The organism is Streptomyces sp. NPDC054770 (genome assembly GCF_053611985.1).
The window spans coordinates 74,882-96,095 of the sequence record NZ_JBSHBL010000017.1 but is presented as its reverse complement, the minus strand read 5'-3'; the positions used below and the strand labels follow the sequence as shown (position 1 = coordinate 96,095).

Genomic DNA, 21,214 nt, shown 5'->3' with positions numbered 1-21,214 from the left:
GCCCCCTCCGCCTTCGGTGCTGCCGGTGAGACGTCAGCCGGTGAACTTCACTTCGGTGATGGCCTGCTTGAAGCCGGGTCCGGCATACGCGGCCGAGTCGTTGCCCGAGTACGGCACGGCGGTGAGCCACACGAGGACGTACTGGCTCTTCACCTTCTTGCTGACCTTCACCGTGGCGGTGTTTCCGGTGGTGGTGATGCTGCCGATCTTCGTCATCGAGCTGATCGACCCCGGGGACAGCGAGTCGGCCGCGTACAGGTCAACCGTTGTGTGATCGCCAGCGTAGCGAAGGGAGACGGTTCCCGTGGCGAGTTCCTTGGCGGAGCCGAGGTCGTAGACGATGCCCACGCCGGGCTTGTAGGGGGCCAGCTCGGGACCGCCTGTGAAGCTCTTGGTCTTCCAGTACGTCGAGGTGTCGCTGTCGTAGGTCAGCTTCACGTCGTTCGGATGCTGGGCACCGCCGCCGGCGACGTACTCCTGAGCGTTCTCGATCTTTATCGCGGCGGCGGGCGCGGGGCTTGCGCTGCTCTTGTCCCCGTCGTCCGAAGGCTGGTTGTTGTTGGTGTCGCCGGACTTGTCACCCTGGTCCATCAGGGCCTCCGCCAGCTGCCAGCTGCCCAGCCCCAGCGCGGCGATCAGGAGGGCGGAGACCGCCCACTTGAGGGCCTTGCCGGTGCGGCTCTGGAGCGGGGGCGGCGGCGCCTGGAGCGGCTGCGTCAGGCCGGGCGGCGTGGGACGGCCGTAGGTGCCCTGCTGGTAGGTGGTGCGCTGGTACTCGGGCGGTGCCGTGAACGCCGGCTCCGGCGGACGGATGCGGGGCATCTCGCCGATCGCCTTCACCAGCTCCTCCGGCGTGGTGCACGCGGACTCGTGGCGGGAGGCGGTCGCGCCGTCGTTGACCAGAGCCCGCATGGAAAGCTCGGACAGGCCCCGGTGGACACCGGCACGCACCTGGTCGGGGGCGATCAGGCCGACGTCCTTGGGTAGACCGGCCAGACCGTAGGCATCGCTCTCGTACGGCCAGCGCTGGGTCAGCGCCGCGTACAGCAGGGCGCCGATCGCCTCGGTGTCGGCGCGCTGCGGAGTGTCGGAACTGATGCCGCGCAGCGCCGCGTTCACCGCGAGACCGCGGATGCGCCACTGGCCGGTGGAGGTACGCAGCACGGCGTTCGGGTTGAGGCGGAGGTGGGCCAGTCCCTCGCGGTGCGCGGCCGCCATGGCGGAGGCGATCTGACTGACCATCTGGTAGGCGTCGTGCGGCTCCAGCGGTCCGGCCGCGAGCAGCGCGGTCAGTTCGGTGGCGTCAGGGAGCCACTCGTGCACGACGTAGGCGAGGTCGTTCTCCTCGACGGCGTCCAGGACCTGTACGAACCGGGGATCGCCGAGCAGCGCGGCGGAGCGGGCGGCGGCCAGCACCGCCCGGGTGCGCGCATGGTCGGCGGGCAGGATGTGGACGCCGACGGCACGCCGGAGTTTCTCGTCCACAGCACGCCAACTGCTGAATCCGTCCAGACGGGTGACGCACTCCTCAAGTCGGTAGCGTCTGGCCAGCTTGTGTCCGCTGTGCAGTTCCGGGGGTGAGGCCTTCTTCTCAGCACCCGCGGCTGTGCCGCTTCCCTGTCCCTGGTCGCTGTCCGTGTCCCGCTCCGGGTTCTGGGCCACCCCGTCGGCCGTGGACTGCTCCGCCTTGGCGGCCAGCGGCTTGTCACCGCTGTTGTCTGCCACGTCGACGGCAGCCGTGCTCCGTTCCGCCACCGTCGTTCCCTGCCTCCCCATCCGTTGCACGCTGTCCGACGCCGAATCCAATTGTGCCCACAGTCCCCCGCTATGCACGACACGCGGCGGCGAACGATGGTTGTGCGCTTACCCCTGCCTCAGCGACCCAGACGCCCGCGCACCATACCCACGAGGGAGTTGAGCTCCTCGATGCGCATGCGGCGCGCGGCGACGTAGAAGACGCCGAGCAGGACGGCTCCGCCGGCCATCAGTGCGGCGAGGGAACCGATCACACCCTGCCCCAGAGTGTGGCCGATGCCGTAGCAGGTTGCACCACTGAGCAGTGCGGCCGGTACGGAGGCGATGCAGAGCCTTGCGTAGGTGCGGGTGACCCGGGAGCCGTCCAGGTCGCCGCCGAGCCGCTTGCGCAGCCGCCGCCAGGCGACACCCACGCCGATCGCGTAAGCCAGGCCGTAGGAGGCGGCCATGCCGGCCACCGCCCAGCGGGCCGGGAGCAGCATGTAACAGGCCAGCGAGGCGCCTGCGTTGACCGCGGCGACGATGACCGTGTTGTAGAACGGCGTGCGGGTGTCTTCGTACGCGTAGAAGGCGCGCAGGACGACGTACTGCACCGAGTAGGGGATCAGGCCGAGGGCGAAGGCCATCAGCATGTATCCCATGTTGGTGGCCGAGCCGGTGCCCGAGGAGCCGAAGATCAGGGTGCACATCGGGATGCCGAGGGCCAGGAACCCGAAGGAGATGGGGACGATCGCGACGGCGGTCGTCCGAAGGCCCTGGGAGATGTCGTCGCGGACGGCACCCGTGTCGTTCTCGGCGGCCGAGCGGGAGATCCGCGGCAGCAGGGCGGCCATCAGGGAGACCGTGATGATGGCCTGCGGCAGGCCCCAGATCAGCTGCGCGTTGGCGTAGGCGGCGAAACCGGTGCCGTCGATGTGGGACCTCTTGATCGCCGAGGTCGACAGCTGGGAGACGACAATCGCGCCCGCCTGGTTGGCGAGGACGAACAGCACGGTCCACTTGGCGAGCGTGGCGGCCTTGCCGAGGCCGTGTCCCTTCCAGTCGAAGCGCAGCCGCAGCCGGAACCCGGTCTCGCGCAGATAGGGGATCATCGCCAGGGCCTGGACCACGAGGCCGAGCAGCACGCCGAGGCCCAGCAGCCGCTGGCCCTCCGGCGGGATCGTGGTGACCTTCATGCCGGAGTGCGCGGCGGTGCCGTACACCCAGATGAACAGGCCGAGGGTGACGATGATGACGATGTTGTTGAGGACCGGTGTCCACATCATCGCGCCGAACTTGCCCCGCGCGTTGAGGATCTGACCCATCACCACGTGGATGCCCATGAAGAAGATCGAGGGCAGGAAGTAGCGGACGAAGGTGATGCCGACCTCATTGGCCGCCGGGTCGCTGGCGACCGGGTCGGACAGGAGGCGGATGAGGAGGGGCGCGGCCGCGATGGTGGCCGCGGTGAGCAGGCCCAGCGCCACCATCACCAGGGTCAGCAGACGGTTCGCGAACGCCTCGCCGCCGTCGTCGTCGTCCTTCATGGCGCGTACCAGCTGCGGCACGAAGACCGAGTTGAGGCCGCCGCCGACGGTCAGGATGTAGATCATCGTCGGCAGCTGGTAGGCGACCTGGAAGGTGTCGCCGAGCAGGCCGACGCCGAGCGCGGAGACGATCAGCGCCGAGCGCACGAAGCCGGTGAGGCGGGAGACCATCGTGCCCGCCGCCATCACGGCGCTCGACTTGAGCAGGCCCGTGGCCTTCCCGCCCTTCTTCGCGGGGGCGGGCGCCGAGGCCGAGGCGGGTACGGCACCGAGGTTCAGCGTCTGGTCGGCCGCGGCGGTGGCAGCAGCCGGAGCGGTCGGTACCTGGTACTGCGGCACCTGGGCCGGTCCTCCCGGGGCGACCGTCGGGCCCGGCACCGACGGAGGCTCCGGCGGCAGCTGACCGCCACCCTGCTGCGGATCCCGGTAGCCGCTCTGCTGCTGGTCGCGGAAGAGATGCGCGAAGGCGTCCGGCTCGTGGCGCTCCTCACCGGAGTGCGAGACCAGGTCGTCCACGCCCACGAACTGGGTCGTGCGCGGGTCGTCGCCGTACGGCAGGTACTGGCTCGCACCGTCCGGCTCCGGCGCCGGGGTCTGGGCCCACACGTTCGGGTCGGGGGCGTACGGAGACTGGGCGGGCTGTCCGTACAACGGCTGCTGAGGGTAGGTGCCGGGAGCCGGCGGGGGGTGCGCGGCACGGTCGTAGAGCGCCTCGGCGACCGGGTCCTGGGCGGAGAGATCGCGGGCCCGGTAGGGGTCCTGGTCGTAGGCGTCCTGGAGGTACATGTCAGCCGCGTGCTGCGGCGGGACCTGGCCGGGCTCCGGCGGTGGCTCGGGGTAGCCCGAACCGGCCGCGCCCTGGCCGCGTTCACCGTCGTACGGCGCGTTCATGGTTACCCCACCTCATCGTCCCGGGCCCACCGGCCACGACATCGCTCAACGGTCCACTCTCTCACCCGTCTCGGACGGGTCGGCGCTTTCCGGTGCGGTGTCCGGTGTCGGGTCACTCGGCTGCTCCGGGTCGTCTGCCCGGGACCGGGCGGCGGACTCCTCCCGGAGACGATCCCCATGGGGATCGGGGTTCCCCGGCCCATCGGTGTCCCCCGGGCTGCCGGGCTCCGAGGCATCCGGGTCATCCGGGGTGCCGGGAGTCTCCGGGCTGCCGGGAGCGTCCGGGGTGTCCTCCTCCGCCTCCTCCGCCTCGTCGGGGCCGTCGTCCTCCTCGGCCCGCCGGGCGGCCGCCCGCTTGCGCTGGGTGTACATCCGGAAGCCGGCGAGCACCAGCAGCAGCACACCGCCGCCGATCACCAGCATCACCGTCGGCGTGACCTCGGTGACCTTCACGTAGAAGCTGACGGGCGCGCCGTACTCCTGGCCGTCCTCGGTGTAGAGCTGGGCGGTGACCTCCACCCGGCCGTTGGCGTTGGCCGAGGTGGAGAACTTCACGGACTGGGTGTGGCCGCCGGAGACCTCGACGGGCTGCTCGTAGTAGGGCTTGCCGCTGATCTCCAAGCGGGTCGGCATGGTCGAGGTGAGGCGCAGGAAGAGGTGGCCGACGCCCTGGACCAGGTTGTTCTGGACGGTCACCGGGATCGTGGCGCTGCGTCCGGAGAGCTTGGTCTCGGACTTGTCGATCAGCTTGACCTGGCTGATCAGATTGTCGAGCCAGGACTCCACGCTCGTGCGGAAGCTGTCGGCCTCACTGCCGTGGCCCCGCCACGAGGTGGACATCTCGCGGTTTATGGCCCGCCCGAAGGGGGTCACGACCCGGGACTTGTCGGCGAGGATCACCTGGAAGTTGTCGAGCTTGTCCTGGGTACGGGCGATCTGTTCGAAGGCCGTCCGGGGCAGCTCCTGCTTGCGCAACGAGGACGGGTACGCGGACGTCGAGGGGATCCTGGTGGTCGCACCGGGGTCGGGCTTGGCCTTGGCGGCTGCCTCGAGGTCCTGGGACTGCGACCAGTTGCTGTCCTGCAGCGCGGTGAGCGCCGTCGCCATGGCCTGGGCCTGGCTCGGCGAGGGCATCCGCTGCGGAGCGACGACGATACTGCGCTGCTTGCCCGTCTGGGTGTTCAGCGCCAGGCTCTGGGCAAGGAACTGCTGCACCGCGAGCGTGGCCGAGTCGGCCTTCGTCAGATCGCCCTCGAACGCGGTGGACAGCCGCGCGTCGGCGACGACCGCCGTCGTGCCGCCGCCGATCGGTCGCGCCGCCGAAGGCGTGTAGGTCAGCCCGCCGGTCTCCTGGAGGCTGTCGCTGCGGGCGATCACCTTGTCGGCACCCGCAGAGGTGGCGACCTTGATGATCGAAGGATCGACGGCACCGTCCACGGGCCATGCGAAGTCGGTGCTCGGTGTGATGTGGAGCACAGTCTCTACGGTGGTGGTGGCGACGTCGGTGGCGTCCTTGAGGTGGCTCAGCGAACCGGTCACGCTGGTGCCGTTGTGGGCAAGGGAGGCCAGGTCCGGGTCGGCGAAGGGGAGGGCCACCACTTCCCTGTCCGCCACCGCGTCCTGGAGGTCGGCCAGGAACTGCTTGGCCACCGCCTGATGGGTGCCGGCCGTGGTGGTGCCGTCGGTGCCCTGGACCCGGTAGTTGCGGGTCATCGCGTCCACGGAGGCCAGCAGATCCGGGTCGATCACCCATGTGACGTCCAGGTCCTTGCCGAGGGACAGCATCTGGGCCAGCCGGCCGCCTGGCGAGATCTCATCGGCGAGGTCGTCATTCTGGAAGACGGGCGTCTGCAATTCGCCCGCGCCCGTCTTCGCCGTCACATGGACGGTGGAGATCAGCGGCCACAGATACGTCGTCCTGGTCTTCGTGTCGGCCTCGGAGGACTGCCACGGCAGGAATGTCCGCTGGATGCCGAGGACCTGGTCCCACGGCTGAGCGGAGGTCTTGCCGGACAGTGAGACGCCGAACTGGTACACGCCGTCCTGGCCGAGGTCGAGCTTGTCGACCGGCACGGAGATGCTGAAGTGCTCGGCGACCCCTGAGCCGAGCGAGTCGAAGTCCTCGGTGTACTTGTCGCCGACCTCGGTGCCCAGGTTCGACTGGAGGTCGTCGGAGTGCCGGGCGGCCGTGTCGATCTCGGAGCGTGTGCCGAGCAGGGAACCCACTCGCAGGTCCACATGCGCGTCCGTGACGGCCTGCTTGCCGTTGTTGGTCACCGTGCCGGAGACCGTCAGCGTGTCGCCGTCGCTGGGGGCGCTGGGACTCAGCGAGTCCAGGGCGACGGACACGGTGTCCGAGCCCGCTGCCTGCGCCGGTGCCGCCGTGGGCAGCTGCATCAGTCCGGCCAGCAGGGGCGCACCCGCGAGCAGTGCCCCGGTGCGCCGCAGCCAGCGGCGGGCAGGTGAGGGCGTCCCCTGGAAGTCTGCCGCCTCGGCCACGCGCTCGTCCGTCCCTCGTCATCGTCAGTGGTCGTCGGAATGTGCGTCCACGCATGGTAACGAGGTGCGCTGAACGGAAGTGCCGCGGTCTGCTTCACAAGATCGGAAGACGAGATCGTCCTGTCCCCTATATCCAGCATCGTCTGGAAGTTCTGTCAAACGGCGATAGAGGCGCTTGTTCGGTTAAAGAGTGAGATGTCACACCCTCCCTGCAGAGGGGCTTTACGTGGGGCGCTGCCGGAATATGGAGGCGCTTCGGACCGTCTGGGGCACGTACTCTGTTCTGTTGTGCCGAACGCCAATGAAGACACTTCCTCTGCCCTGAGCCAGGCGCAGCAGCGCGCGGTGAGCGAACTGCTGCGGGTGGCGCCCGTCGCCGACGACCTCGCCCGCCGATTCCAGGAGGCCGGGTTCTCGCTTGCCCTGGTCGGCGGCTCGGTCCGGGACGCGCTGCTGGGCCGGCTCGGCAACGACCTGGACTTCACGACCGACGCCCGCCCCGAGGACGTACTCAAGATCGTCCGGCCCTGGGCGGACGCCGTCTGGGAGGTCGGGATCGCCTTCGGCACCGTCGGCGTACAGAAGGACGCCCGCGTCGGAGACGCTGTCAGGTCCTTTCAGATCGAGGTGACCACCTACCGGTCCGAGGCCTACGACCGCACCTCGCGCAAGCCCGAGGTGTCGTACGGGGACTCCATCGAGGAGGACCTCGTCCGCCGGGACTTCACGGTCAACGCGATGGCGGTGGCACTGCCGGAGAAGGAGTTCATCGACCCGCACGGCGGCCTCGAAGACCTGGCGCGGGGAGTCCTGCGTACCCCGGGAACTCCCGAGGACTCCTTCTCGGACGACCCGCTGCGGATGATGCGTGCCGCCCGCTTCGCCGCACAGCTCGACTTCGAGGTGGCCCCCGAGGTCGTCGCGGCGATGAAGGACATGGCCGGCCGTCTGGAGATCGTTTCGGCCGAGCGGGTACGGGACGAGCTGAACAAGCTGGTCCTCTCCGCCCACCCGCGCAAGGGGCTGACCCTGCTCGTCGACACGGGGCTCGCCGACCACGTCCTGCCCGAGCTGCCGGCCCTGCGCCTGGAGAGTGACGAGCACCACCGGCACAAGGACGTCTACGACCACACACTGATCGTCGTGGAGCAGGCCATGGCCTTGGAGGAGAACGGCCCCGACCTCACCCTCCGCCTCGCCGCGCTGCTCCATGACATCGGGAAGCCGCGCACCCGTCGCTTCGAGAAGGACGGCCGGGTCTCGTTCCACCACCACGAGGTGGTCGGAGCGAAGATGACCAAGAAGCGCATGACGTCGTTGAAGTACTCCAACGAACTGGTGAAGGACGTCTCGCAGCTGGTCGAACTGCACTTGCGCTTCCACGGCTACGGCACCGGGGAGTGGACGGACTCGGCGGTCCGCCGCTACGTCCGCGACGCTGGCCCGTTGCTGAACCGGCTGCACAAGCTCACCCGGTCCGACTGCACCACCCGCAACAAGCGGAAGGCTGTGGCGCTCTCCCGTGCCTATGACGGCCTGGAGCAGCGCATCGCCGAGCTCCAGGAGAAGGAGGAGCTCGACGCGATCCGCCCGGACCTCGATGGCAACCAGATCATGGAGATTCTGGGTATCCGCCCCGGCCCGGAGGTCGGCAAGGCCTACAAGCACCTGCTGGAGCTGCGGCTGGAGAACGGACCGATGGGGTATGACGCGGCGGTGGCCGCGCTCAAGGTGTGGTGGGCCGAGCAGGGCTGAAGAGTGCAACGGGGTCATGTTTCACGTGAAACATGACGGCGCCGGAACGCGACGAGGGGCGATGTTTCACGTGAAACATCGCCCCTCGTCATTTCGGGCCTGGGTGATCCGGCTGTAGCCGGCGGTCACGCTCGAAACGGGCCATGGCCGCAGCAACCGCTGTATAGACGATGGCGACCGTGATGACGAGGGTCGCGGAGCGGCCGTCCGGCGGGAGCATCAGCGCGGCTACCGCGGCGGCCCCGACGAAGGCGACGTTGAAGAGCACGTCGTACACGGAGAAGATCCGGCCGCGGAAACCGTCGTCGACGGACGACTGCACGATGGTGTCCGTGGCGATTTTCGCGCCCTGGGTGATGAGCCCCAGGACGAAGGCGGCGACCAACATGGGGACGGTCGTGAACGGGAGACCCAGGGCGGGCTCCAGTACGGCGGCGGACGCGGCGCACACGACGATCCAGCGGCCAGGACCGAGTCGCCCGGCGGCCCACGGCGTCACCACGGCCGCGGCGAAGAATCCTGCGCCGGAGATCCCCAGGGCCAGCCCCAGTAGCCCCAGTCCGGCGTCGGGGTCGGAGGAGAGGGCGTACCGGCACAGCATCAGCACCAGGACGAGCAGCGCGCCGTAGCAGAAGCGCATCGCCGTCATGCTGATCAGCGCCCAGGCCGCCTCGCGGCGTCGCGGTGCGGCGAGATGCCGAATTGCCTCCCGCAGGTCGCGTGCGGTGGTGATCACGGCGATTCTCAGGCTCGGCTGTGCCGGATGCCGGTCCGGGCCCAGGAGGTCGGGGGCCATGGTCAGGGAGGCGAGGGCCGCGCACAGGTACAGCGTGGCGCCCAACAGCACCACCGCGGCATCGGAATCCGAGGCCACCAGCCGTACGCCGAAGGCGAGGCCGCCGCCGGCGGTCGCGGCAAGGGTGCCGGCGGTCGGGGACAGGGAGTTGGCGAGCACCAGCCGGTCGGTGTCGACCACCCGTGGCAGTGCCGCGGACAGACCCGAAAGGACGAAGCGGTTGACGGCCGTCACGCACAGAGCGGAACCGTAGAAGAGCCAGTCGGGGACCTGGCTGACCATGAGGACGGCGGTGGCCGCCGCCAGCAGCGCGCGTACCAGATTGCCGTAGAGGAAGATCTGGCGCCGGCGCCAGCGGTCAAGGAGGACGCCGGCGAAGGGGCCCACGAGGGAGTAGGGGAGGAGCAGGACGGCCATGGCCGAGGCGATCGCGCCCGGCGAGGTCTGCTTCTCCGGGGAGAAGACGACGTAGGCGGCGAGGGCGACCTGGTAGACGCCGTCGGCTCCCTGGGAGAGCAGGCGTATGACGAGGAGACGGCGGAAGTTCCGCAGGCGCAGCAGGACACGCAGGTCGCGGACGACGGACATGGGGCACAGCCTCACATATGGGGCCGCGCACAGGAGAAGGGTCCCCGGATCGGATGACCCGGGGACCCTCTGAGCCCTGGCAGGAGCGATTTTTGGCGAGCTTGAACTAGGGAGCCTCAGCGCCCGGCGATGCGCCGGGTCAGCGCTCGACGTCGCCGCGGATGAACTTCTCCACGTTCTCGCGGGCCTCGTCGTCGAAGTACTGGACCGGCGGGGACTTCATGAAGTAGCTGGACGCGGAGAGGATCGGGCCGCCGATACCGCGGTCCTTGGCGATCTTCGCCGCACGCAGGGCGTCGATGATGACACCCGCGGAGTTCGGGGAGTCCCAGACCTCGAGCTTGTACTCCAGGTTCAGCGGGACGTCACCGAAGGCACGGCCCTCCAGACGGACGTAGGCCCACTTGCGGTCGTCGAGCCATGCGACGTAGTCGGACGGGCCGATGTGGACGTTCTTCTCGCCGAGGTCCCGGTCGGGGATCTGGGAGGTGACGGCCTGCGTCTTGGAGATCTTCTTGGACTCGAGGCGGTCGCGCTCGAGCATGTTCTTGAAGTCCATGTTGCCGCCGACGTTCAGCTGCATCGTGCGGTCCAGGACGACGCCCCGGTCCTCGAACAGCTTCGCCATGACGCGGTGCGTGATGGTGGCGCCGACCTGCGACTTGATGTCGTCACCGACGATCGGCACACCTGCCTCGGTGAACTTGTCCGCCCACTCCTTGGTGCCGGCGATGAAGACCGGGAGAGCGTTGACGAAGGCGACCTTGGCGTCGATGGCGCACTGGGCGTAGAACTTCGCCGCGTCCTCGGAGCCGACGGGCAGGTAGCAGACGAGGACGTCGACCTGCTTGTCCTTGAGGATCTGGACGACGTCGACCGGCTCGGCCTCGGACTCCTCGATGGTCAGGCGGTAGTACTTGCCGAGACCGTCGAGGGTGTGGCCGCGCTGGACGGTCACCCCGGTGTTGGGCACGTCGCAGATCTTGATGGTGTTGTTCTCGGAGGCGCCGATGGCGTCCGCCAGGTCGAGACCGACCTTCTTGGCGTCCACGTCGAACGCGGCGACGAACTCGATGTCCTTGACGTGGTACTCGCCGAACTGCACGTGCATCAGTCCGGGGACCTTGGACGCCGGGTCGGCGTCCTTGTAGTACTCGACTCCCTGCACCAGCGACGCGGCGCAGTTGCCCACGCCGACGACGGCTACGCGAACCGAACCCATTCCGGTTGCTCCCTGTGTGTACGAGTGAGGCCCTGAGCGGGTCTCACGTGGCGGTGTCGTCGGGCGAATCCGGCCGGGGGGTGTCCCCGGACCGGGGCAGGACGCCCGGCGCTCCATTGGTGGTGTTCTGCTGAGCGGACCCCCCTGAGACAGGACCTTTCAGGTCCCGTCCGGCCCGCTCGCTCTCGATGAGCTCGTTCAGCCAGCGCACTTCGCGCTCCACGGACTCCATTCCGTGGCGCTGGAGCTCAAGCGTGTAGTCGTCGAGGCGCTCCCGGGTGCGTGCCAGCGAGGCGCGCATCTTCTCCAGGCGCTCCTCCAGCCGGCTGCGTCGGCCCTCCAGTACGCGCATCCGCACATCGCGTGAGGTCTGCCCGAAGAAGGCGAACCGAGCCGCGAAGTGCTCGTCCTCGTACGCGTCGGGTCCGGTCTGGGACAGGAGCTCCTCGAAGTGCTCCTTACCTTCGGCTGTCAACCGGTAGACGATCTTGGCGCGGCGGCCGGCGAGCGGGGCGGCGAGAGCGTCCTCGGTGGTGTTCCCCGGCTCCTCGATCAACCAGCCGCTGGCGACCAGCGTCTTGAGGCAGGGGTAGAGCGTCCCGTAGCTGAACGCACGGAAGACGCCGAGCGACGTGTTGAGCCGTTTCCGCAGCTCATAGCCGTGCATCGGGGACTCGCGGAGCAGGCCGAGGACGGCGAACTCAAGGATGCCGGAGCGCCGGCTCATGGTCGCCTCCTCTCGTCCGCAGCTTGCTTATCTCGCTCTGATGTATCGACTCGATACATCCCGACGATAGATCGGCCTTCCGCGTGCGACAAGAGGAACGGCGGTGAACGGGATCACATCACCGATTCGTTGGAGGCAACTTGCCTGATTTGGGGTGAACTTCGGGGCTCGGTGGGTTTTGGTGGTGCGTAGTCTGTGCGGCATGCAGAACACCGGGAACCAAGTGACGCCTGGGGAGCGTCGACGTCCTCGGTGCAGTACGGGTGAATGCAGGACCGACCACATCCGTACTTCGGGGGGACCGGAAACCAGCCGCCGTTTCCAGGCGCGCACGGGTGCGCCTGCCCGAGGAGTAATCGTTCGATGAGCGAGCACCGTCGCAAACCGCCGCCGCCGCAGGGAGGCGGACGTGCCGCGGCCCGACGCGGCCAGTCCGAACCGTCCTCCGGCCGCCGTGCGGCACCGCGAGGCGCCACCGGGTCACTTTCCGACTCCTATGGGTCCAGTTCCTATGGGTCGGACTCGGGCTCGGGAGGTGAGGAGCGTCCGTTCGGAAGCCGTGCCGAGGCACGCCGGGCGGCGCAGAGAAGCACGGGTGGCAGCCGCCGCAGAGCGGCCGACAACGGCAGTCGCGGTCCGGGTGGTCCTGCCGGGCCCGGGCGTGGCAGAGGCCGGGCGTCGACGGCGCCCGGTAAGAAGCGCCTCATCGACTACCCCAGGGCGAACAGATTCGGCTGGCGCCGCTGGGTGCCCTCCTGGAAGCTCGTCTCCGGACTGTGTATCACCTTCTTCGGCAGCCTGGTGGCGCTGGTCGGCGTCAGCTATGCCATGGTGGGCGTCCCGAACGAGAACACGGCGGCCCAGTCCCAGAACAACGTCTACTACTGGGCCGACGGCAAGCAGATGGTCGCGACGGGCACCGGCGTCAACCGCCAGAACGTCAACATCGCCCAGATCCCCGAAGCCATGCAGAACGCCGTGATCTCGGCGGAGAACAAGAGCTTCTACACGGACCCGGGCGTCGACTTCAAGGGCATCGCCCGCGCGCTCGTCAACATGGCCAAGGGCGGTGAGACGCAGGGTGGTTCGACGATCACCCAGCAGTTCGTCAAGAACACCTACCTCAGCCAGGACCAGACGCTCACCCGCAAGTTCAAGGAGATGTTCATCTCCATCAAGGTGGGCACCAAGTTCAGCAAGCCGCAGATCCTCCAGGGCTACCTGAACACCTCCTACTTCGGCCGTGGCGCGTACGGCATCCAGGCCGCCGCCCAGACCTACTACGGCGTGGACGCGAAGGACCTCACCCCGAGCCAGTGTGCCGTCCTGGCGGCTCTGCTCAAGGGTGCGACGTACTACGACCCCGCGGGCAACCCGGACATCGACCTCGCGGCCTCCCAGAAGGCCAATTACCAGCGCTCGCACGACCGCTGGGCGTGGATCCTCGAGGAGATGCACAAGGACAACCACCTGACCGACGCCGAGTACCAGACGGCCGTCAAGAAGTACCCGATGCCCCAGGGCCGCAAGGCGGTCAAGGGCATGACCGGTCAGATCAGCTACCTCGCCGACACGGCCAAGAAGTACGTCCTCGCGCACTCCAACATCACGGAGACGCAGTTCGACCAGGGCGGCTTCCAGATCTACACGACCTTCCAGAAGGACAAGGTCAACGCGCTGAGCGCGGCCGTGGAGAAGGTGCAGAAGGCGCGCCTGGACCCGAAGAACCGTGAGAAGGACAAGTACGTCCAGTTCGGTGCCGCGTCGGTGGTGCCCAACGACGGCGCGATCGTCGCCCTGTACGGCGGTGCCGGCTACGAGAACAACCACTTCACCAACAACGCCGACACCTCCGGTGTCCCCGTCGGTTCGACGTGGAAGCCCTTCGTCCTGGCCGCCGCCATGGAGTACGGCACGTACAAGACCGCTCCCGATGGGGTCTCGCCGCTGAGCAAGTACAACGGCGACGACAACCTCAAGGTCAGAAACGAGGACGGCAGCTTCGTCCTCAACAAGGACAACTCGGTCTTCCACCAGAGGAACGAGAGCGCCTATCCCTGGGGCTACATCACCCTGCGCAAGGCGATGGAGCAGTCGATCAACACGCCGTACGTGCAGCTCGGCTGGGACGTCGGTATGTCGAAGGTGAGGGATGTCGCCCAGGCGTCCGGAATCCTGCGGGAGAGCATGCTGCAGGGTCTGAACCCGTCCTTCGCTCTCGGTACGTCGACTCCGAGCGCGATCCGCATGGCCGACGCCTACGCGACGTTCGCCGCGTCCGGCCAGCACACGGACCCGTACTCGGTGACCGAGGTCAAGCAGGACGGAACCGACCTGCAGGGCTTCGGCAAGCCGAAGGCGACCACGGCGATGCCCGAGAACATCGCGAACAACGTCACGGACACCCTGGAGAACGTCATCCAGAACGGTACGGGTACCAACGCCAAGGCCCTGGGCCGTACGGCGGCGGGCAAGACCGGTACCACCGACAGCAACAAGTCGGCCTGGTTCGTCGGCTACACCCAGCAGCTGGCGACCTCGGTGGCGATGTTCCGCGAGAACCCGAAGGACGCCGAGCTGCTCTCCATGAACGGCACCGCCGGCGTGGCGTCCATCCACGGTGGTGACATCCCGACCTCGGTGTGGACCGAGTACATGAAGTCCGCGCTGAAGGGCAAGAACGACCCGGGCTTCCCGGACGCCACCAAGGTCGGCGAGATCGCCGACGAGGCGGGGGCGCCCTCCCCGACGCCGACCGTCAGCATCACGCCGAGTGAGACGCCCAGCGAGACGCCGAGCGCCACGCCCAGCGAGACGGCCACCGTCCCGTCGCCCACGGCGACGGAGACCTGCCAGTTCGCCTTCAACTGCTCGACCGACGGCGGAGACACCGGCAGCACCTCGGGTACGACGTCCTCGCCCACGGCGACGGAAAGTACGGGTGAAGAGGACACCAGAGGCAACCAGAACGGTGGAAACTTCTTCGGTGGGGCAACCGGTTAGCCGGTACCTGACCGGTTGGTGACTATTTCACCCGCCGAAGTCTGTTTCACGTGAAACATGGGCCGTCGCACCCGGCGAGGTGCGGCGGCCCTCGGCGTATTCCTAGAGAGGTACGGCAGGATGGCCCCCATGCCCAGTGCAGAGACGACGCCCGCGGGCGTGCGCGAGCCGGAGCCGGTGCGGCCGACCAGGGAAGACGAGGTCGCCGCGGCCGGTAGTGAGCTGATCGGCGGCCCCATCGGGCGGCGTGCCCTGCTCGGGACGTCCTGGTGGACGCCGCTACGGGTGGTCGTCATCGTGGCGGTCGGGATGTTCGCCCTTGGCATGGTGCAGAAGCTGCCCTGCTACGACAGCGGCTGGTTCTTCGGCGCCAGTACCCAGTACACCCACGCCTGCTATTCGGACATTCCGCACCTCTATCAGGGGCGCGGTTTCGCCGACGGCCTGGTGCCGTACTTCGACAAGCTCCCGGGCGACATGGACTACCTCGAATACCCGGTGCTGACCGGTGTGTTCATGGAGGTGGCCGCATGGCTCACGCCGGGCAGCGGCAGCATCATGCTCCAGGAGCAGGTGTACTGGTTCGTCAACGCCGGGATGCTGATGCTGTGCGCCGCCGTCATCGCGGTGTGCGTGGTCCGTACCCACCGCCGGCGCCCCTGGGACGGCCTGCTGGTCGCCCTGGCACCCGCCTTCGCTCTGACCGCCACCATCAACTGGGACCTTCTGGCCGTCGCTCTGACGGCCGCGGCGATGCTGATGTGGTCCCGGAGCCGTCCCCTCGCCTTCGGTGTCCTCCTGGGGCTTGCCACGGCCGCCAAGCTGTATCCCGTGTTCCTGCTGGGGCCGCTGTTCCTGCTGTGCTGGCGCGCGGGCAAATGGCGGGAGTTCTTCATCGCCACGGGCGGTGCGGTGGCCGCCTGGCTCGTCGTGAACCTGCCGGTGATGATCTTCGCCTTCGACGGCTGGTCGAAGTTCTACACGTTCAGCCAGTCGCGGGGCGTCGACTTCGGTTCCTTCTGGCTGATCTGGGCGCAGAACACGACCACCCCGCCCAGCACCGGGTTCGTGAACACCGCGGCCACAGTCCTGGTGCTGCTCTGCTTCCTGGGCATCGCCGCTCTGGCCCTCACCGCCCCGCGCCGGCCGCGCTTCGCCCAGCTGGCCTTCCTGGTGGTGGCGGCCTTCATCCTCACCAACAAGGTCTACTCCCCGCAGTACGTGCTGTGGCTGGTGCCACTGGCCGTCCTCGCCCGGCCCAAGTGGCGGGACTTCCTGATCTGGCAGGCGTGCGAGGTGGCGTACTTCCTGGGGATCTGGCTGTACCTCGCGTACACGACCAGCGGAGACGCCCACAAGGGCCTGCCGACCGACGGCTATCACTGGGCCATCGCCGTGCACCTGCTGGGCACGCTCTACCTGTGCGCCATGGTCGTGCGCGACATCCTCATGCCCGAGCGGGACGTGGTGCGCCGCACCGGGGAGGACGATCCCTCGGGCGGGGTGCTGGACGGTGCGGAGGACGTCTTCGTGCTCGGCGCCGCGGCCCATCCCCCGCGCCATGCCGTCCACTTCGAGGGGCCGCAGGTGGAATGGGGAAGCCGATCCTCCGAGGACGGTTCGCTCTGAGCGAACACCCCAGGTCCTGGACGTGAAAAGGGCCGCACACGGACTCCGTGTGCGGCCCTTTTCCCTGTCCTGCGAGCGGTCGGGCGGTGCGCTTCCGCGTCCCGCGGCCGGTCAGCGGTCCACGAGACGGTCGAACTGGGTGGTGGTGTGCCGCAGATGGGCCACCAGCTCCTCGCCGACCTTCGGTTCCGGGGCGTCCGAGGGCACGAAGAGGATCGACACCTGCATGTGCGGAGGCTCCGCGAACCAGCGCTGCTTGCCGCCCCAGACGAACGGAGCGAGGTTCCGGTTCACCGTGGCCAGGCCGGCCCGTGCGACGCCCTTGGCGCGCGGCATGACGCCGTGCAGGGCCTTCGGGGCCTCCAGGCCCACCCCGTGCGACGTACCGCCCGCCACGACCACCAGGAACCCGTCCGAGGCCGCCTTCTGCTGCCGGTAGCCGAACCGGTCGCCCTTGGCGACGCGGGTGACGTCCAGGACCGCTCCGCGGTACTCGGTGGCGTCGTGGTCCCCCAGCCACAGCCGGGTGCCGATCCGGGCCCGGAACCGGGTCTGCGGGAACTGCTGCTGCAGCCGGGCGAGTTCGTCGGCCTTGAGGTGGCTGACGAACATCGTGTGCAGCGGCAGCCGGGCCGCACGCAGCCGGTCCATCCAGCCGATGACCTCCTCGACGGCATCCGAGCCGTCGGTGCGGTCCAGCGGCAGATGGATGGCGAAGCCCTCCAGCCGGACGTTCTCTATGGCCGAGTGCAGCTGCGGCAGGTCCTGCTCGCTGATGCCGTGCCGCTTCATCGAGGACATGACCTCGATGACCACGCGGGCGCCCACCAGGCCGTACACGCCGTCGATGGACGACACGGAGCGGATGACCCGGTCGGGCAGCGGAACCGGTTCCTCGCCGCGCCGGTACGGCGTCAGGACCAGCAGGTCGCCGCCGAACCAGTCCTTGATGCGCGCGGCTTCGTACGTCGTGCCGACGGCCAGGATGTCCGAGCCGAGTCGCGTGGCCTCCTCCGCCAGCCGTTCGTGCCCGAAGCCGTAGCCGTTGCCCTTGCAGACCGGGACCAGGCCCGGGAACTGCTCCTGCACGCGCTTGTGGTGCGCACGCCAGCGCGCGGTGTCGACGTAGAGCGTGAGCGCCATGGCCGGACCTGGGACCTTTCTGAATGGCTGGGGTGTGCCAGAGGAGTGCGGTGTGTCAGGGCTATAGAAGCACGGAGCGTGACGTCAGCGGCGCGACATGTAGATGTCGAGCGCCTTGTGGAGCAGCTTGTTCAGCGGGAAGTCCCACTCGCCGAGGTACTCGGCGGCCTCACCGCCGGTGCCCACCTTGAACTGGATCAGGCCGAAGAGGTGGTCCGTCTCGTCCAGCGAGTCGGAGATGCCGCGCAGGTCGTAGACGGTGGCGCCGAGCGCGTAGGCGTCGCGCAGCATCCGCCACTGCATGGCGTTCGAGGGCCGCACCTCGCGGCCGATGTTGTCCGAGGCGCCGTAGGAGTACCAGACGTGCCCGCCGACGATCAGCATGGTCGCCGCGGAGAGGTTGACCCCGTTGTGGCGGGCGAAGTACAGCCGCATCCGGTTGGGGTCCTCGGTGTTGAGGGCCGTCCACATGCGCTGGAAGTACGACAGCGGGCGCGGCCGGAAGTGGTCGCGCACGGCCGTGATCTCGTACAGCCGCTGCCACTCCGCCAGGTCCTGGTAGCCCCCCTGGACGACCTCGACGCCGGCCTTCTCGGCCTTCTTGATGTTGCGTCGCCACAACTGGTTGAAGTTCTTGTGGACCTCTTCCAGGGAGCGGTTGGCCAGCGGCACCTGGAAGACGTAGCGGGGCTGCACATCGCCGAAGCCGGCGCCGCCGTCCTCGCCCTGCTGCCAGCCCATCCGGCGCAGCTTGTCGGCCACCTCGAAGGCACGCGGCTCGATGAAGTCGGGCTCGATGTCGCGCAGCCGCTTCACGTCCGGGTTCTGGATGCCCTGCTTGATGGAGTTGGCCTCCCAGCGCCGGATGATCACCGGCGGGCCCATCTTCACCGAGAACGCGCCCTGCTGCTTGAGGTGCGCCAGCATCGGCTGGATCCACTCGTCGAGATTCGGCGAGAACCAGTTGATGACCGGGCCCTCGGGAAGGTAGGCCAGGTAACGCTTGATCTTGGGCAGCTGGCGGTACAGCACCAGGCCCGCGCCGACCATCTCGCCGGTGCGGTCGTCGAACCAGCCGAGGCTCTCCGAACGCCACTCCGCCTTGACATCGGCCCAGGCCGGCACCTGCATGTGGCTGGCCGCCGGCAGGCTCTGGATGTACGCCAGATGCTGTTCGCGGCTGATGGTCCGCAGGGTCAGGCTCATGTCGGGGCGCTCCTCGGGCTGGTGTGTCCCCATGGGTACAGGGGCTCCGGCTCTCGCGCCGAAGCCTACTGCGCCTTGCCCACGGCCTGACTGGGCGTACGGCACCTACGCCCCGGCACCTGTCCGGCCGGGGCGTTCCACGGTGATGGGGGCCGGGCTCAGCCGAACAGGCCGCCGTTCGCCATGCCGATGAAGAAGCCGATGCCAGAGGCACCGAGACCCAGGATCAGACCGAAGCGCTCGCGCGTGGTGATCGAGATCCACTGCCCGTACAGGCCGGTGAAGAGGCCGATCAGGCCGGTCCAGGAGCTGAGCAGGTGCAGGCCGTGGAAGAACGACGTGATGAAGGCGATCAACCCGAGCGCCAGGGTCACTGCCATCAGTGAGTCCTGGAGCGCATGGGTCTTGCCGTCCGTGGCGAACAGGGATCCGGCGGTGTTGGGTCGCAATGCCTGTGCCATAGGGCACCTCCTGCGGAAGGCGGCGCATCGTAGCGCCGTACACACCCGATGTGTACAGATTGACGGTCAGGGCGGCCGGATTTCAACCGGAAGCAGGTGTGCGGGTACTCTGTACCGTCTGCACCGGTGTCTGCCCAGGCCGCGGCAGGGGCTCCCGGCGGGAGCCCCGATTGTCAGTGGCGGCCGATACCGTTGCGTACGCATCACAACCCTCCTGCCACGGAACGACCGTGGCCGCTGAGTCCAAAGGAGGTGGGTTCCACATGCGTCACTACGAGGTGATGGTCATCCTCGACCCCGATCTGGAGGAGCGCGCTGTCTCCCCCCTGATCGAGAACTTCCTCTCCGTCGTCCGCGAGGGCAACGGCAAGGTGGAGAAGGTCGACACCTGGGGCCGTCGTCGTCTCTCGTACGAGATCAAGAAGAAGCCTGAGGGCATCTACTCGGTCATCGACCTGCAGGCCGAGCCTGCGGTCGTGAAGGAGCTCGACCGCCAGATGAACCTGAACGAGTCGGTCCTCCGGACCAAGGTCCTCCGCCCCGAGACCCACTGAGCTTCCCGCTCAGCTGATCTCGGGCATCGAGTAGCAGCAAGCAGCCAGCAGCAAACCCGCCGAGAGGTTCCCCCATGGCAGGCGAGACCGTCATCACGGTCGTCGGCAATCTTGTCGATGACCCCGAGCTGCGCTTCACCCCGTCCGGTGCGGCGGTCGCGAAGTTCCGCGTCGCGTCCACTCCCCGCACCTTCGACCGCCAGACGAACGAGTGGAAGGACGGCGAAAGCCTCTTCCTCACCTGCTCGGTCTGGCGGCAGGCGGCGGAGAACGTCGCCGAGTCGCTCCAGCGAGGCATGCGCGTCATCGTGCAGGGCCGGCTGAAGCAGCGGTCCTACGAGGACCGTGAGGGTGTCAAGCGCACGGTCTACGAACTGGACGTCGAGGAAGTCGGCGCCAGCCTGCGGAGCGCCACGGCCAAGGTCACCAAGACCGCCGGTGGTGGCGGCCGCGGTGGCCAGGGCGGTTACGGCGGCGGTGGCGGCCAGGGTGGCGGCGGCTGGGGCGGTGGCTCCGGCGGCGGCAACCAGGGCGGCGCTCCCAACGACGACCCCTGGGCTTCCGGCGCTCCCGCCGGTGGCGGCAACCAGGGTGGCGGCGGCTGGGGCGGTGGCTCCGGCGGCAGCGGTGGTGGCGGCGGCTACTCGGACGAGCCCCCCTTCTAAGGGCCAAGGGCTCGCATCCCCACTTCTTGATCACACAGGAGAAACACCATGGCGAAGCCGCCTGTGCGCAAGCCTAAGAAGAAGGTCTGCGCTTTCTGCAAGGACAAGGTCACGTACGTGGACTACAAGGACACGAACATGCTGCGGAAGTTCATTTCCGACCGCGGCAAGATCCGTGCCCGCCGCGTGACCGGCAACTGCACGCAGCACCAGCGTGACGTCGCCACGGCCGTCAAGAACAGCCGTGAGATGGCGCTGCTGCCCTACACCTCCACTGCGCGCTAAGGGAAGGGTGACCGAAACATGAAGATCATCCTCACCCACGAGGTCTCTGGCCTCGGCGCCGCCGGCGACGTCGTCGACGTCAAGGACGGCTACGCCCGCAACTACCTGATCCCGCGGAAGTTCGCGATCCGCTGGACCAAGGGTGGCGAGAAGGACGTCGAGCAGATTCGTCGTGCTCGCAAGATCCACGAGATCCAGACCATCGAGCAGGCCAACCAGGTGAAGGCCCAGCTCGAGGGCGTCAAGGTCCGTCTGGCCGTCCGTGCCGGCGACGCCGGTCGCCTCTTCGGTTCCGTCACCCAGGCCGACATCGCTTCGGCGATCAAGGCTGCCGGTGGCCCCGAGGTCGACAAGCGCCGCATCGAGGTCGCTTCGGCGATCAAGACCCTGGGCGCCCACGAGACGTCCGTGCGTCTGCACCCCGAGGTTGCCGCCAAGGTCAACATCGAGGTCGTCGCGGCCTGACGCTGCGCTCGGCTTGAGCAGTAGCGGAAAGGGGCTGCACCCGT

General features: G+C 68.2%; 16 protein-coding genes. 7 read left to right on the top strand and 9 right to left on the bottom strand.

The window, feature by feature from the left end; translation table 11 throughout:
• Positions 1 to 33 precede the first annotated feature (33 nt).
• From ACWGKQ_RS17655 to ACWGKQ_RS17645, 3 genes are all read right to left on the bottom strand, one after another.
• Positions 34 to 1,755: a protein kinase family protein gene (locus ACWGKQ_RS17655; protein WP_453292825.1), complete on the bottom strand. Its 1,722-nt coding sequence runs from the start codon at positions 1,753 to 1,755 to the stop codon at positions 34 to 36.
• A 119-nt stretch (positions 1,756 to 1,874) separates the two neighbouring features.
• On the bottom strand, positions 1,875 to 4,172 hold the full coding sequence (gene murJ / locus ACWGKQ_RS17650) for a murein biosynthesis integral membrane protein MurJ (RefSeq protein WP_453292824.1): 2,298 nt from the start codon (positions 4,170 to 4,172) through the stop codon (positions 1,875 to 1,877).
• A 45-nt stretch (positions 4,173 to 4,217) separates the two neighbouring features.
• Positions 4,218 to 6,671, bottom strand: a complete 2,454-nt coding sequence (locus ACWGKQ_RS17645) for a DUF6049 family protein (protein ID WP_453292823.1) — start codon at positions 6,669 to 6,671, stop codon at positions 4,218 to 4,220.
• Positions 6,672 to 6,959: 288 nt separating this feature from the next.
• Between ACWGKQ_RS17645 and ACWGKQ_RS17640 the strand changes: the two genes are divergently transcribed.
• Complete coding sequence (locus tag ACWGKQ_RS17640) at positions 6,960 to 8,426, top strand: CCA tRNA nucleotidyltransferase (RefSeq protein WP_453292822.1); 1,467 nt, start codon at positions 6,960 to 6,962, stop codon at positions 8,424 to 8,426.
• Between the two features lie 88 nt (positions 8,427 to 8,514).
• Here ACWGKQ_RS17640 and ACWGKQ_RS17635 read toward each other — a convergent pair whose 3' ends face one another.
• From ACWGKQ_RS17635 to ACWGKQ_RS17625, 3 genes are all read right to left on the bottom strand, one after another.
• Positions 8,515 to 9,810: an MFS transporter gene (locus tag ACWGKQ_RS17635; RefSeq protein ID WP_453292821.1), complete on the bottom strand. Its 1,296-nt coding sequence runs from the start codon at positions 9,808 to 9,810 to the stop codon at positions 8,515 to 8,517.
• Positions 9,811 to 9,949: 139 nt separating this feature from the next.
• Positions 9,950 to 11,032 (bottom strand): inositol-3-phosphate synthase, encoded by a 1,083-nt coding sequence (locus ACWGKQ_RS17630; protein WP_361285230.1) that lies wholly within the window; start codon positions 11,030 to 11,032, stop codon positions 9,950 to 9,952.
• A 43-nt stretch (positions 11,033 to 11,075) separates the two neighbouring features.
• Positions 11,076 to 11,759 (bottom strand): helix-turn-helix transcriptional regulator, encoded by a 684-nt coding sequence (locus tag ACWGKQ_RS17625; RefSeq protein ID WP_453292820.1) that lies wholly within the window; start codon positions 11,757 to 11,759, stop codon positions 11,076 to 11,078.
• A 747-nt stretch (positions 11,760 to 12,506) separates the two neighbouring features.
• Between ACWGKQ_RS17625 and ACWGKQ_RS17620 the strand changes: the two genes are divergently transcribed.
• Both ACWGKQ_RS17620 and ACWGKQ_RS17615 read left to right on the top strand, forming a co-directional pair.
• Complete coding sequence (locus ACWGKQ_RS17620) at positions 12,507 to 14,762, top strand: transglycosylase domain-containing protein (protein WP_453292819.1); 2,256 nt, start codon at positions 12,507 to 12,509, stop codon at positions 14,760 to 14,762.
• Between the two features lie 120 nt (positions 14,763 to 14,882).
• Entirely contained in the window at positions 14,883 to 16,391 is a 1,509-nt protein-coding gene (locus tag ACWGKQ_RS17615) for a glycosyltransferase family 87 protein (RefSeq protein WP_453292818.1), read from the top strand.
• A 111-nt stretch (positions 16,392 to 16,502) separates the two neighbouring features.
• Here ACWGKQ_RS17615 and ACWGKQ_RS17610 read toward each other — a convergent pair whose 3' ends face one another.
• From ACWGKQ_RS17610 to ACWGKQ_RS17600, 3 genes are all read right to left on the bottom strand, one after another.
• Complete coding sequence (locus ACWGKQ_RS17610) at positions 16,503 to 17,534, bottom strand: alanine racemase (protein ID WP_453292817.1); 1,032 nt, start codon at positions 17,532 to 17,534, stop codon at positions 16,503 to 16,505.
• Positions 17,535 to 17,618: 84 nt separating this feature from the next.
• Complete coding sequence (gene femX / locus ACWGKQ_RS17605; RefSeq protein WP_453292816.1) at positions 17,619 to 18,740, bottom strand: peptidoglycan bridge formation glycyltransferase FemX; 1,122 nt, start codon at positions 18,738 to 18,740, stop codon at positions 17,619 to 17,621.
• 158 nt (positions 18,741 to 18,898) lie between these two features.
• On the bottom strand, positions 18,899 to 19,201 hold the full coding sequence (locus ACWGKQ_RS17600; protein WP_453292815.1) for a hypothetical protein: 303 nt from the start codon (positions 19,199 to 19,201) through the stop codon (positions 18,899 to 18,901).
• 263 nt (positions 19,202 to 19,464) lie between these two features.
• Here ACWGKQ_RS17600 and rpsF point away from each other — a divergent pair, with 263 nt between their 5' ends.
• From rpsF to rplI, 4 genes are all read left to right on the top strand, one after another.
• Positions 19,465 to 19,755, top strand: a complete 291-nt coding sequence (gene rpsF / locus ACWGKQ_RS17595; protein WP_006604399.1) for a 30S ribosomal protein S6 — start codon at positions 19,465 to 19,467, stop codon at positions 19,753 to 19,755.
• A gap of 74 nt (positions 19,756 to 19,829) precedes the next feature.
• Positions 19,830 to 20,420 carry a single-stranded DNA-binding protein gene (locus ACWGKQ_RS17590; RefSeq protein WP_453292814.1) on the top strand — a complete coding sequence of 197 codons (591 nt, stop codon included), beginning with the start codon at positions 19,830 to 19,832 and terminating at the stop codon, positions 20,418 to 20,420.
• A 48-nt stretch (positions 20,421 to 20,468) separates the two neighbouring features.
• On the top strand, positions 20,469 to 20,705 hold the full coding sequence (rpsR, locus tag ACWGKQ_RS17585; protein WP_003949403.1) for a 30S ribosomal protein S18: 237 nt from the start codon (positions 20,469 to 20,471) through the stop codon (positions 20,703 to 20,705).
• 18 nt (positions 20,706 to 20,723) lie between these two features.
• A complete protein-coding gene (rplI, locus tag ACWGKQ_RS17580) occupies positions 20,724 to 21,170 on the top strand; it encodes a 50S ribosomal protein L9 (protein WP_046727591.1) in 447 nt (148 codons plus the stop codon).
• Positions 21,171 to 21,214 lie beyond the last annotated feature (44 nt).